The sequence below is a fragment of the Glutamicibacter sp. NPDC055354 genome, from assembly GCF_053644955.1.
On the sequence record NZ_JBSHMB010000001.1, the window covers coordinates 1,401,316 to 1,414,340 of the forward strand.

The following is a 13,025-nucleotide window of genomic DNA, read 5'->3' on the forward strand; positions in this document are numbered from 1 at the left end:
CTAGGCTCCTTCCAGCAAGATGGCCGAGCCTTGACCCACGCCGACGCACATGGTGGCGACCGCCAGCTTGCGCTGCGCTGAGACCAGTTCGCGTTCCATGCGGCCCAGCAGGGTGATCACAATGCGTGAACCGCTGGATCCCAGCGGATGGCCCAATGCGATGGCTCCCCCGTCGCGGTTCACGATCTGCGGATCCACGCCGAGCTCGCGCATGCTGGCCAGCGACTGGCTGGCGAAGGCTTCATTGATCTCCATGGCGCCGATCTGCTCGATGCCCAGCCCGGCACGTTCCAGCACCTTGCGGGTGGCTGGAACTGGGCCCATGCCCATGATTTCCGGCTCCAGGCCGGCGGCCTGGCCATCGACGATGCGGGCGCGCGGGGTCAGCCCGTACTTCTTCAGGGCGCGTTCGGAAACCACCAGGATGGCCGAGGCGCCGTCGTTCAGCGTGGAGGCGTTGCCGGCGGTAACTACGCTGCCGCCCTTGACGACCGGGCGCAGTCCGGACAGCACGTCCATGGTGGTGCCGGGGCGCGGGCCTTCATCGGTGTCCACGATGCTCTCGCCCTTGCGGTGCTTGACGGTCACCGGGACGATTTCATCGACGAAGCGGCCAGCTTCAATGGCGGCGATGGCCTTTTCGTGGGACTGCACGGCGAACTGGTCGCAGTCCTCGCGGGAGATGTTGTACACGCGGGCGACTTCCTCAGCGGTCTCCGGCATGGAGAAGGTGGCCTTGCCATCACGCGAGTATTCGCCGGAGAGGAACTGCGGGTTGGTGAAGCGCCAGCCGATGGAGGTGTCGAAGGTTGCTCCTGGCTTGGCGAAGGCCTTGGATGGCTTTTCCATCACCCAGGGGGCGCGCGACATGGATTCGGTGCCGCCGGCGATCACGATGTCCGCAGCTCCTGCCTTGATCATATGGCTGGCCATCGTAATGGCGCTCATGCCCGAGGCGCAGAGGCGGTTGACCGTGATGCCCGGGACGGTCACGGGCAGGCCGGACAGCAGCGCAGCCATGCGGGCAACATTGCGGTTCTCTTCGCCCGCGCCGTTGGCGTTTCCGTAGATGACTTCATCAACGTCGGCCGGATCGATGCCCGCGTCTTCAATGACTCGGCGAATAGTCAGCGCTGCCAGGTCATCGGGGCGCACGGCACTGAGCGCACCTCCATAACGGCCTACCGGCGTGCGTGCTCCACCTACGAGAAATGCCTCGGTCATCTGTGCTCCTTATGCCAAAATGGTTAGTGACCCTCAACACCTAAACTTACCGACCATTCGTTCAATAATAAAGTCGCGGGTCGCCGGATTTTCACAATTGAGCATTTCAAGGCCGCCGAGACCACATGGCCGGGCCACGGGCCAACCCCCGTTCTGTCCGCAATTGCGGGCAATCAATTCCATGTCAGTGGTTGATTTTAGAAATTGATTCGAATAGCCTCTGGTATTTAACCGACTCCGGGGAACTCCCGGATCGTGGACCGCGGCCAAGGCGATGAATTCCTATCTGGCCTTAGGGCGATCGGTCGACGGAAAGCTGAAAACAACGGAGCAGCAATGCAACCGGAACATAGCCAGCCAAACGACAACTCGAATGCACATAATTTCACTCCCGACCTGGACCATGACATCGGGCCGGACATGAACACGCAAGAAGGCCGGCAAGAAGTTCGCAAGGCCACTGCGGCATCGGCCATGGGCAACATGACCGAGTGGTTCGACTACGGTGTCTATGCCGTGGCCGTCACCTACATCACCGCCCACTTCTTCCCCACCGAGGGCGGCACCTTCATGGCCTTGGCCACCTTCGCCCTCTCCTTCCTGGTCCGCCCGATTGGCGGCCTGGTCTGGGGCCCGCTGGGCGACAAGCTGGGCCGCAAGAAGATCCTGGCCTTGACCATCATCATGATGTCGCTGGCCACCTTCCTCATCGGCATCCTGCCAACCTTCGAAGCCATTGGCGTCGCCGCGCCAATCCTGCTGGTTCTGCTGCGCATGATCCAGGGCTTCTCCACCGGTGGCGAGTACGGCGGCGCGGCAACCTTCATGGCCGAGTATGCGCCGGATCGCAAACGCGGCTTCTTCGGTTCCTTCTTGGAATTCGGCACCTTGGGCGGTTTCGCCCTCGGCACCGCCGTGATGCTGGGCCTGCAGGTGGTGCTCAGCGAGGAAGCCATGATGGCTTACGGCTGGCGCATCCCATTCTTCCTCGCTTTGCCCATGGGCCTGATCGGCCTGTACCTGCGTAGCAGATTGGAGGACACGCCGGTCTTCCAGGAGATGGAAGAATCCGGCGAAGCCCAGCAGGGCGGGTCGCTCAAGGAACTGGTGTTCACCTACTGGCGCCCCATGCTGACCATGACCGGACTGGTCATCGCGCTGAACGTCGTGAACTACACGTTGCTCAGCTACATGCCGACGTACCTGGAAACCCAGTTGGGGCTGGACCCCAACGCTTCGCTGGCCACCATCCTGATCGGCGAGGTGGCCATGATGGCCGTAATTCCATTTGCGGGCTCGCTTTCGGACAAGGTCGGACGCAAGCCAATGTGGTACGCCTCAGTCATTGGCCTGTTCGTCTTGGCAATACCGATGTTCTGGCTGATGGGCAAGTCCTTCGCCTGGGCCATTGTCGGCTTCGCCGTGCTGGGTCTGCTCTACATTCCGCAGTTGGCCACGATTACCGCGACGTTCCCGGCGATGTTCCCTTCGCAGGTGCGCTTCGCAGGATTCGCGATTACCTACAACATCGCTACGGCGGTCTTCGGCGGCACCGCCGCGATGGTCAATGAAGCGGCCATCAATGCCACCGGTTTCCTGCTCTTCCCGGCCATCTACATGATGGCAGCGTGCGTGATTGGTGCGATCGCCATCAAGTTCATGCCGGAGACCGCCGGCGCGTCGCTGCGCGGCACCGCGATTCCCGATGCCTTGGACACCGGCATCCTCGCTGCGGTGCAGCGCGATGAAAACCGAACGTCCTGAGCCATCCAGCCGCCAAGGGGGCGCATCAGTTGCACTGCTCCCCTTGGCGGCTGGCGCATAATCGCTGGCGGCCTAGAAATCGATGCCCACCCGGGCGTGCTTGCGAGCAAAAAGCCATCCGCCCCACAACAGCAAGGCGAACACCGGAATTGTGGCGATCGTGTACAGCCCCACCGGGAAGACCTCGCCGCTTTCCCCGGTCAAGGTATCGAAAGAAATCAGGACGGTGATAACCAGCAAGGAAATCAATCCGACCCAACCGGTAATAGGCGACCCGGGCATGGGCAGCGAGGAAACAGAGCCCTTTTTCTTGCGCAGCATGAGCTGGCATCCGAAAATCGAGGCCCAGGTGAACAGCACGCCGATGGATGCGGTATTCAAGGCAAGGTCGAAGGCGAAGGAATCACCGAGCCAGATGTTCAGGATAACGCCGGCAAGATAGACCACGCCCACGGTGATAATGCCGGTGGAGGGAACAAAGTGCTTGTTCATCTTCGCGAGCCACTGCGGAGCATGCCCATTGCCGCTCATGGTGCGCAGGATGCGGCCGATGGAATACAGGCCCGAGTTGCACGAGGACAGCGCAGCGGTAATCACCACCAGGTTCATCGCGCTGCCAACCCAGCCCAGGCCCATCTTCTCGAAGACCGTGACAAACGGGCTGACCCCGGATTCGTATTCGTTCCATGGCAGCACCATGGCCAGCAGGGAGACGCTGCCTACGTAGAAGACCAGGATGCGAACGACCACCGCACGGATTGCCGATGGAACTTCCTTTTCCGGGTTCTCCATCTCGCCGGCGGCAATGCCCACCAGTTCAATGGCGTTATAGGCGAAGATCACCGAGTTCAGGACCAGGATGCTGACGAAGAAACCACGGGGGAACATACCGCCCTCGCCGTTCTCATCGCCGATGAAGAGGTTGGCCACCGACGCGGTGTGGTCTCCCACCTGTGCGTTGGTCACCACCATGTATGTACCCACGGCCAGGAACAGGACGATCGCGGCCACCTTGATGCAAGCTGCCCAGAACTCGAATTCTGCGAAAGCCTTGGCGCTGAAGAGGTTGATGGCCACCAGCAGCAGCAACGCGCAGAACGCGGAAACGGTTACCGGAACATTCGGGAAGAAATACTGGAAGTACAGGCCGATGGCGATCAGCTCGGCAATGCCGGTCATGATCCAATTCAGCACGTACATCCATCCGGAGATGAAGGCGCCCTTGGGACCGAAGAGCTCAGCCGCGTACGAGACGAAGGAACCGGAAGTCTGGCGGTACATGATCAGTTCGCCCAGTGCCCGCATCAGCAGGTAAGCCAAGGCGCCAGCTACCAGATAGGACAGCACCAGCGCCGGACCGGTCGAGGCCAGGCGCCCGCCGGAGCCCATGAACAGGCCCACACCGATGGCTCCGCCGATCGCGATCATCTGGACGTGGCGGCGGCTCAGGGATTTCTTGTAGCCCTCGGCACTGATTTCCGGGGTTGCCGGGCGATGCTGACCAGATGGCATAGATGAACTCCTGACCTACGGACGCGTTCAATGGATCCGTGCAAAAATCGTGAAATGAATCCGGTGATTCACTGGATGGTCCAAGTCGTACGGGCGGGGATTCCACGCGCAACCGCGAGTCGGGCCGTGAAAAGTCTACTACTCCTTTCTTAGAGTTCCGGACGAAACCGACTAGCATTCATAGGGTGAGTAGCCTGAATAATTCCGCATTGCCCGAGAAGGTCTCCGATGTCTTCGACCCAACGCGCTGGCGCGTGGTCGAGGGATTCGACTTCACCGACATCACTTACCATCGCCAAGTCCAGCGAGCGGCGGATGGAAGCATCGTGCGCGACCTTCCGACCGTGCGCATCGCTTTCGACCGCCCCGAGGTGCGCAACGCCTTCCGCCCGCACACCGTGGACGAGCTGTTCCGCGCCATGGACCATGCCCGCATGACCAGCGACGTAGCCACCGTCCTGCTGACCGGCAATGGCCCCTCCGAAAAGGACGGCGGACACGCATTCTGCTCCGGCGGCGACCAGCGCATCCGCGGCCGTGACGGCTACCGCTATGCCGAAGGCGAGACCCGCGAATCCATCGACCCGGCGCGTGCCGGGCGCCTGCACATCCTGGAAGTCCAGCGCCTGATGCGCACCATGCCCAAGGTTGTCCTCTGCGTCGTCAACGGCTGGGCTGCCGGTGGCGGCCATTCGCTGCACGTGGTCTCGGATCTGACCATTGCCTCGAAGCAGAAAGGCAAGTTCAAGCAGACCGACGCTACCGTCGGTTCCTTCGATGCCGGATACGGTTCGGCATTGCTCGCCCGCCAGGTCGGGCAGAAGACCGCCCGCGAAATCTTCTTCCTTGCCCGCGAGTACTCGGCCGATGACATGGTCCGCATGGGCGCCGTCAACGAGTCGGTAGAGCACGAACGCCTCGAAGAGGTGGCCCTGGAGTACGCAGCCGACATCGCCCGCCAGTCCCCGCAGGCCATCCGCATGCTGAAGTTCGCTTTCAACTTGGCCGATGACGGCTTGGCCGGCCAGCAGGTCTTCGCTGGCGAAGCCACCCGCATGGCGTACATGACTGATGAGGCAGTAGAAGGACGCGACGCGTTCCTGGGCAAGCGCGACCCGGATTGGTCCAACTACCCTTACTACTTCTAATCTTCCGCGACGGAACGAGGACCGGATATGGACGAACAACTCTCTGAACTGCTCGCAGCGTTGGCCACGGTGGCCAACGACGGGGGGCCGGCCGTTGAGGTATTGCTCGATGAGGCCAACCCCAACGGCTGGCGCATCGAGTACTTGGCGCCACAGGACCTGCCAGGTTTCGAGCAGCCCATGGCAGTGGTGCGGACTTCCGGTTCCACCGGCCGGGCCAAGCGCACGGTGCTCAGCGTTTCGGCGTTGGCATCCAGTGCGCAGGCCACGGCCGAGTTCCTCGGCTTCGAAGGCCAATGGCTGCTGGCCTTGCCGGTGCACTATGTCGCGGGACTGAGCGTGCTGACGCGTTCATTGTTCGCCGGCACCAAGCCCGTGGTGATGGACACCGAGGGCAGTTTCTCGGCCACGGCATTCACCGAAGCCGCCAATCAAATGATCGACTCCCGCCGGATCACCTCGCTGGTTCCAACCCAGCTTGCCCGGCTGCTGGATAACCCGGCGCCGGAAACCTTGCAGGCGCTGAAGCGTTTCGACGCCATCCTCTTGGGCGGCGCGCGAGCCAGCAAGGACCTGCTGGTCAGCGCCCGCCATCATGGGCTGAAGATTTTCCAGACCTATGGGTCCTCGGAAACTTCCGGCGGCCTGGTCTACAACGGCACGGCCCTTCCCGGCGTGCAGCTGGCAGCGCATGAGGGGCGCATCTGGGTCGCCGGCCCCATGCTCGCCGACGGATACGCCAACTCCCCCGAAGCCACCGCCGAGCACTTCATTGAACGCGATGGTGTCCGCTGGTACGTCACCGATGACCTGGGCACCGTTGAAAAACAGCGGTTGAAGATCATTGGACGCATCGATGATGTGATCAATACCGGGGGCATCAAGCTTTCGGCATCGAAGATTGAAGGGCTGCTGGAAGAATTCTTCACGCAGGCAATCGTGGTCCCGGTGCCCGATCCGCAATGGGGCCACAGCGTTGGCCTGGCCTATGCGGGCCCGACCAATACCGCCGATGCCTTCGAAGCGGTGCGCCGGACCTTGGGCAAGGAAGCGGTGCCCAAGCACGTGCGCCACTACCCTCTTGGCTTGCCGCAGCTGCCTAATGGCAAGTTCAATCGACAGCTGGTCATCGAAGAACTAGGCGTTCGCGACTAGTCTCGATTCGCCTTGCACGCCTAATCGCGGGAAACTAGAGGGTACGAGTTTCCGCTTGCCCTGAAAGGACAGAAAGTGGCCACACTTTCCCAGTGGGTTTCTGGGGCGCGTTTGCGCACCTTGCCTATCGTCATTGCCCCGGTTGTCATCGGTACCGCAGCCGCGCTGGGCGAAACTGGAACCGTTCATTGGTTCCGTTTCGTCTTGGCTCTGCTGGTGGGCCTGCTGCTCCAGGTCGGAGTGAACTACTCCAACGACTACTCGGACGGCATCCGAGGCACCGATGACGAACGCGTCGGCCCGCTGCGCCTGACCGGTTCCAAGCTCACCGAGCCGAAGAACGTGCGCAATGCCGCTTTCGGCTGCTTCGGGCTAGCCGCCATCTTCGGCCTCGTGCTGGTCATCATTTCTTCCTCGTGGCCGCTGCTGCTGGTAGGCGTCGCCGCGATCTTCGCCGCTTGGGGCTACACCGGCGGCAAGAACCCCTACGGCTACCGCGGCTTGGGCGATATTTACGTTTTCATCTTCTTCGGCTTGGTCGCCACCTTGGGTACCACCTTCACCCAGATCAACCAGCTGACCATGGCTTCGCTGTGGGGTGCCATCGGCACCGGCCTGATTGGCTGCGCTCTGCTGATGGCCAATAATGTGCGAGACATTCCTACCGATAAAGAGGTGGGAAAGATTACCTTGGCGGTGCGCCTTGGCGAACACAATGCCCGCTTGAGCTACGTGCTGATGCTGGCGGTAGCCATCCTCCTCCCTTTGCTGGCCACCAGCGCCTTCCCATGGATGTGGCTGGTCCTGCTCACCTTCGTTCCTGCAGTGGCTCCATCGCTGCTGATGCTTCGCGAGCAGCAGCTGCCAAAGCTGGTGCTGGTGCTTAAGCAGACCGGCATGGTCAATGTCGTATATGCGGTGCTCTTCTCCTTGGCTATCGCCATCGAGGTTTTGGCCTAGCCACCGCTGCAGAAGGAAAAACGAGATGGGCTGGCCGGATCAATTGATCCGGCCAGCCCATCTCGTTAATTGTCATGCCGGCCATGCGCTAATGGCTGGGCTATGCAGTTCGAGGTGAACCTGCGTGGGGAAATTTACTCGGCGCCAGGGGTCTGCTTGCGCTGTGATTCGTCGAATTCATCCTCAACGGCTTCATCAGCTAGCTGCATCCTGGTCTTGTTTGCCGAGGTCTTGCTGAAAGCGTTGCGGATATCTTCGTTCGCCTTTAGCCGAAGTTTATTGAAGAAAAGGTAGGCCACCGCGAAGGCCACGACCAGGCCAATAATTCCGGAAACGAAGATTGGCCACTTCATACCTAACCAGAGGCCCAAGAAAACGGCTAGGAATATGCCTAGGCGGATAACGCTATATTTCACAAACTGCATAGTCTCAATTCTACCGGTGAACCTGTGAACAGGATTATCACTAGAATGGAAGCATGGTCCGCTTATTGATTTTCGCCGCAGTGGTTTCGGTTGCTTTGACGATTTATACCCTGATCGAATGCGCTCGTGCAGAGCGCCGCAGCATTCGTTCATTGCCTAAGCCTGCGTGGATTGCGGTCGTCATCCTCCTTCCGCTAATCGGAGCCGGTTTGTGGTTCCTCCTAGGTCGCCCTGTTGCGTCAAATGGAGCCCCTGCGCAGAAGTCCATGGCTCCGGACGACGATGAGGATTTCCTGCGCCAGCTGGAGGTCTGGCGCCGCCAGCAGCAGCGTGAAGCCGACTCGAAGGCGCGTGAGCAAGACCTCACTAAACGTGAAGACGTGCAGAAGGCCGATGGCGAGAAACCAGCCAAGCCTGAGGCCAAGGAACCGAAGCCAGGTGCAGAACGCAAGAACAAGCCAGAAGGCACCGACAGCTCTTCGTCTGAAACCGAATAACCACCTAGTTCTGCCGGGATTCCGGCAACCAGCCCAGCACGCGTGCCAGCGCCGCTGGGCTTTTTTCATGCCTCGTGGGAGCTTCGGGCATTCTTGCAGGCGGCCCGGGGCGCGGGGCTTCCTCTACGGGCGCTGGAGGGACGGACGGGGGCAGGCGCCCGTCAGTGCCCCGCACTTGAGTACCAGGGCCTGCAACGAACGCTTAAAGTACTGCGAGCGGCCTCTCCGCTAAAGGGAAACCGCTCGCAGTGCTGGATTCTTAGGAACTAGACTCCGGCGTAGGAGTGCAGACCGTCGAAGAAGATATTCACGATGGTGAAGTTGAAGACCACGCACAGGAAGCCGATGATCGACAACCAGGCCGAGCGTGGGCCCGTCCAGCCACCGGTGGCACGGGCGTGCAGGTAGCCTGCGTAGACAACCCAGATCACGAAGGACCAGACTTCCTTTGGATCCCAGCCCCAGTAGCGGCTCCAAGCGGCCTCTGCCCAGATCGCACCAGCGATGACAGTGAAGGTCCACATCACGAAGCCGATGGTGTTGATGCGGTAGGCGAAGTTCTCCAATGCGCCGGCACCTGGCACCACGCGCATGAAGGGCAGCTTGTCGTCCTGGCCAGCGGCCAGCCGGTTCATGCGAGCATGCTGTACCAGCTGCAGCACATTCATGGCGAAGCTGATGGCGAACAGTGCCGACGCCAGGACGGCGATGGAGACGTGAATGACGATCCATGGCGACTGCAGGGCAGGAACGAGGTGGCCAACCGGTGTCGGGAAGCCGATGGTGGCACCGCACAGCATCAAGGTGACCAGGCCGGAGATGAAGGATCCCATGAAGCGCAGGTCCTTGAAGATCAGCACCAGCAAGAAGACCAGAGCCACCAGGAATGCACCGGTGGACAGGAACTCGTACATGTTGCCCCAGGGCACTCGGTGCGCGGCTATCGCACGGGAAACCACGGCACCGCCGTGCAGGGCAGCGGCCAGCCACATCAGCACCACGGCAATGCGAGCCGTGGGGCGCTTGGCCGACAACTGCGTGTACTCCATCTTGTCGGTCACGATATGCTCGCCGACGTTGTCGGCACGCACAGCGGCACCCCGGCGCGAACGGGGCTTGGTGCCCACGGCGCCGCCAGCGCTAACCAGCAGTTCCTCGTCGCGCTTGAGCGCTTCGGAATCCATTTCGCTGATGGACTTGTTGGTCTTTGCCAGGTCCAAGGCGAAAATGATGAAGACCACTCCGTAGACCATGGCGGCCAGCAGCATGAACAACTGGCTGTATTCACCCAGCGTTTCATTGATTGGCGCTAATGCCCCAGCGTTATCCATTTACTGCTCCTTGGTTCTGCTCCTGGCTTGCCAATGGCCAAGCCTTGTCAAAGATCTTCTGTAGTTCTGTAGCTTCGCGTTCCAGACGCGGATCCTCGCCACGTGCCAGCAGTGCGTACTCGATACTACGCTTGCCGTTTTCTTGTTTCAGCTTCACCCAGACGCGGCGACGCGGGGTGAACAGCGAGACCGCAAGGCCGATCAGCGCCAGACCTGAGAAAATGCCGATTGGCAGCTTGCCCGGGTCATGATTGATGTCCAATGCGACGAAGCGCTTGAGGTCGTCAAAGGTAATCGAGCCCTTGCCGTCGGGCAGCTCGTAGGTCTGCCCCGCTTCGAGGATGATGCCGCCGGCATCCAAATCACGGCTGTTCAGCGGTTCCATCTTCTCCGTGTCCAGCACGAACACGTTTTGCGGATTGCCGTCGTCAAGGCCCAGATCCCCGAAGTACGAGTTCAGGTGCAGCTGGGGGTTGATGGCGTTGGGGTCGCCCGAGATGCCGAAGCCGTTCTCATCCACCAGTGCGGTTGGCAGCAAGAAGCCCTGGAAGCCCAGCTGCGATGGCTCGGCGTCCGGAACCTTCAGCACGAACATCGAGGTGTAGACCGAATCCTGCGGAATGGAAACCGCCGGGCCGGAATAGGAGACATTGCCGTTGCCATCCTTGACGGTGATCACCGGGGCGTAGCCATTGCCGACCAGGTACACGTCACCGCCGCTGATCCGCAGCGGATGGTTGACCTTCAGCTCCTGCTTCACTGGCTCGGCATCGGGCGATTCGCGCACCTTGACGTGGGCGGTGAAGTCCAGCGGCTGTCCGAAATGCGATTCGGATTCGCGGTCGAAGATGATGTCGAATTTGTCCAGCGTCACAGCAAAGGGCGGCAAATTATCGGCATTGAAGCCGGTGCCCGGGGTGAAGGAGTCGTAGGCCACCAGCGAATTCACGAAGGTCTCCCCCTCGACAACCACGCGCTGCCCGGTGTAGCCCAGGGCTCCGCCGATCGCGGCCGAAGCCAGTACGCCCATCAGCGAGATGTGGAAGAGCAGGTTGCCGATTTCGCGGGTATACCCGCGCTCTGCGGCAACCGAGGCCCCGGTGGCATCCTCGCGGCGCTCGACACGGTAGCCGCGCTTCTTCAGGATCCTGAACGAATCCTCGATGACCTGCTGGTCATCGGGCGTATCCGTCTCGCCTTCCAGAATTTCATGCGAGCTGTACTGGGGAAGTCGTTCCAGGCGCACCGGGGTCCTCGGCGGCGGGGTGCGCAAGGCTTTGGCGTGCTTCTTCACACGCGGGATGATGCAGCCAATCAGCGAGACGAACAGCAAGATGTAGATCGCGGAGAACCACACCGATGAATACACTTCGAACATCTGGAAGCGATCCAGCCATGGACCAGCGGTGGTGTGCTGTTCCAGGTACTGGGCTACAGATTCGGGGTTGGCGTCGCGCTGCGGGAAGATCGATCCCGGTACCGCAGCAACGGCAAGCAGCAACAGCAAGAACAAAGCTGTCGGCATCGATGTCAGCTGGGTCCAGATCCAACGCATGGAACCCATGAATCCCAGGGCAGGCGCGTCGCCAGTTCCCTTGGAATTCCGTTGTTGTTTCGCCATTAAATTGGCAACCTCACTTCATTGGCAAACCAGTTTTGCAGTTCTGCTACCCATGTTCCCCACAGACCGGTCACCATGACCAGTCCCAAGGCAATGAGTAGTCCCCCGCCCAAACGCATGATGAAAACCTGGTGCTTGCGGAAGAACGCCAGCGCCTGCATGCCGCGCTGCAACCCCATCGCAATCAGGATGAAGGGCAAACCCAATCCGAGGCAATAGAACACAGTCAGCAGCGTTCCACGCCCTACGTTCGCGTCCACACCGGTGGACATGATCAGTACCGCACTCAAGGTGGGGCCGATGCACGGTGCCCACCCCAGGCCGAAGGTCAGCCCCAGAACCGGGGCACCCCACAGGCCTGCAGGCGGTTTCCTGTGGATCTTGCGGTCACGCTGCATCCAGGAGAAGCCGCCCATGAACACGATGCCCATGAAGACCACGACCAGGCCCAATGCCTGGGTGACCCAGGAGCCGTTGAACCTGAGCCACGCGGAGGCCTGGCTGAAAAGCACGCCCGCTGCGATGAAGACCACGGAGAATCCCAGGACAAAGAGCAGTACGCCGGAGACCACGCGGCCGCGCCGGTGCTCCTTCAGATCCGCACCAGTCAACCCGGTGACGTAACCGAGGTAGCCCGGCACCAGCGGCAGGACGCAAGGCGAAAGGAAGGAGACCAGCCCGGCCAGCAGTGCTACTGGGGCAGCCAGCAGCAACGACCCGTCCAGGACGATGTCGGCAAAGGGATTAGTGGTCACTGATCAGCTCACAACTCTTCGGTCAGAGCGGAGTCGATCAATGACTTCAGGGTGCCAGGCTCTACGGCACCGATCACGCGGGCACGGACACGGCCCTGGCGGTCCAGCACCAAGGTGGATGGAACCGCTTGCAACGGGACGTACTTGGTCATCGCCAGCTGGATGTCCCCGGAGGTATCCTGTACCGACTCATAGGGGATCTCGAAAGTGCGCTCGAAGGCCTTCGCCGCTTCGGCTTCATCGCGTACGTTGACGCCAATGAATTCGACTTTCTCGCCGAAGCCTTCAGCGATTTCCTTCAGATCCGGTGCCTCGATGCGACACGGAGCGCAGGCGGCATACCAGAAGTTCATGACTACGGGCTTGCCCTGCCACTGCGTGAAGTCGATATCGGTGCCATGGTAGGTGGTGGCCTTGAGGGCAACCGGTTCGCTGCGCTTGGAAACTTCGTACTCTTCCACGGCGCCGTCGCCAGCGATGTAGTTCTTGCCGTCGCCGCTGTTTGCTTGCGCGGTCAGCGCATCTTCCTTGCCGCTGCAGGCAGCCAAGGGCACCACGGCGGCGGCAACCATGAGCGAACGCAACATGGTGCGGCGGCTCAAGTGGCGAGGATTAGGCACAGGATCTGTCATT

Annotated in this window: 12 protein-coding genes; 5 read left to right on the forward strand and 7 right to left on the reverse strand. The window is 61.0% G+C overall.

Annotated elements, in window-relative coordinates; translation table 11 throughout:
- The gene (locus ACWICV_RS06550) at positions 1–1,224 is read right to left on the reverse strand and encodes a thiolase family protein (RefSeq protein ID WP_402470396.1); all 1,224 of its coding nucleotides are present in this window, start codon (positions 1,222–1,224) and stop codon (positions 1–3) included.
- Positions 1,225–1,560: 336 nt separating this feature from the next.
- On the opposite strand from ACWICV_RS06550, the gene ACWICV_RS06555 reads away from it, so the two are divergent.
- The gene (locus ACWICV_RS06555; protein ID WP_402470393.1) at positions 1,561–2,988 is read left to right on the forward strand and encodes an MFS transporter; all 1,428 of its coding nucleotides are present in this window, start codon (positions 1,561–1,563) and stop codon (positions 2,986–2,988) included.
- 72 nt (positions 2,989–3,060) lie between these two features.
- Here the strand turns inward: ACWICV_RS06555 and ACWICV_RS06560 are convergent, their stop codons facing one another.
- Positions 3,061–4,500: an amino acid permease gene (locus ACWICV_RS06560; RefSeq protein ID WP_454090602.1), complete on the reverse strand. Its 1,440-nt coding sequence runs from the start codon at positions 4,498–4,500 to the stop codon at positions 3,061–3,063.
- A gap of 185 nt (positions 4,501–4,685) precedes the next feature.
- On the opposite strand from ACWICV_RS06560, the gene ACWICV_RS06565 reads away from it, so the two are divergent.
- From ACWICV_RS06565 to ACWICV_RS06575, 3 genes are all read left to right on the forward strand, one after another.
- On the forward strand, positions 4,686–5,648 hold the full coding sequence (locus tag ACWICV_RS06565) for a 1,4-dihydroxy-2-naphthoyl-CoA synthase (RefSeq protein WP_400288615.1): 963 nt from the start codon (positions 4,686–4,688) through the stop codon (positions 5,646–5,648).
- Between the two features lie 27 nt (positions 5,649–5,675).
- Positions 5,676–6,803 carry an AMP-binding protein gene (locus ACWICV_RS06570; protein WP_454090601.1) on the forward strand — a complete coding sequence of 376 codons (1,128 nt, stop codon included), beginning with the start codon at positions 5,676–5,678 and terminating at the stop codon, positions 6,801–6,803.
- A 75-nt stretch (positions 6,804–6,878) separates the two neighbouring features.
- Positions 6,879–7,763, forward strand: a complete 885-nt coding sequence (locus ACWICV_RS06575; RefSeq protein WP_332502785.1) for a 1,4-dihydroxy-2-naphthoate polyprenyltransferase — start codon at positions 6,879–6,881, stop codon at positions 7,761–7,763.
- Positions 7,764–7,897: 134 nt separating this feature from the next.
- On the opposite strand, the gene ACWICV_RS06580 is transcribed toward ACWICV_RS06575, so the two are convergent.
- Positions 7,898–8,341: a DUF4229 domain-containing protein gene (locus tag ACWICV_RS06580; RefSeq protein WP_400288619.1), complete on the reverse strand. Its 444-nt coding sequence runs from the start codon at positions 8,339–8,341 to the stop codon at positions 7,898–7,900.
- On the opposite strand from ACWICV_RS06580, the gene ACWICV_RS06585 reads away from it, so the two are divergent.
- A complete protein-coding gene (locus tag ACWICV_RS06585) occupies positions 8,242–8,685 on the forward strand; it encodes a PLD nuclease N-terminal domain-containing protein (protein ID WP_332502784.1) in 444 nt (147 codons plus the stop codon). The two genes, ACWICV_RS06580 and ACWICV_RS06585, sit on opposite strands and share 100 nt — an antisense overlap.
- Positions 8,686–8,951: 266 nt before the next feature.
- Here the strand turns inward: ACWICV_RS06585 and ccsB are convergent, their stop codons facing one another.
- The 4 genes from ccsB to ACWICV_RS06605 are packed head-to-tail and all read right to left on the reverse strand — an operon-like array spanning position 8,952 to position 12,994.
- Positions 8,952–10,016 (reverse strand): c-type cytochrome biogenesis protein CcsB, encoded by a 1,065-nt coding sequence (gene ccsB, locus ACWICV_RS06590; protein ID WP_105656949.1) that lies wholly within the window; start codon positions 10,014–10,016, stop codon positions 8,952–8,954.
- Positions 10,009–11,637 (reverse strand): cytochrome c biogenesis protein ResB, encoded by a 1,629-nt coding sequence (gene resB, locus ACWICV_RS06595; protein WP_454090600.1) that lies wholly within the window; start codon positions 11,635–11,637, stop codon positions 10,009–10,011. The genes ccsB and resB overlap by 8 nt, the downstream gene beginning before the upstream one ends.
- The gene (locus ACWICV_RS06600; protein WP_332485938.1) at positions 11,637–12,392 is read right to left on the reverse strand and encodes a cytochrome c biogenesis CcdA family protein; all 756 of its coding nucleotides are present in this window, start codon (positions 12,390–12,392) and stop codon (positions 11,637–11,639) included. Before ACWICV_RS06600 ends, resB begins: the two co-directional genes overlap by 1 nt.
- Before the next feature lie 8 nt (positions 12,393–12,400).
- A complete protein-coding gene (locus ACWICV_RS06605; RefSeq protein ID WP_332485937.1) occupies positions 12,401–12,994 on the reverse strand; it encodes a TlpA family protein disulfide reductase in 594 nt (197 codons plus the stop codon).
- Between the last annotated feature and the right edge of the window lie 31 nt (positions 12,995–13,025).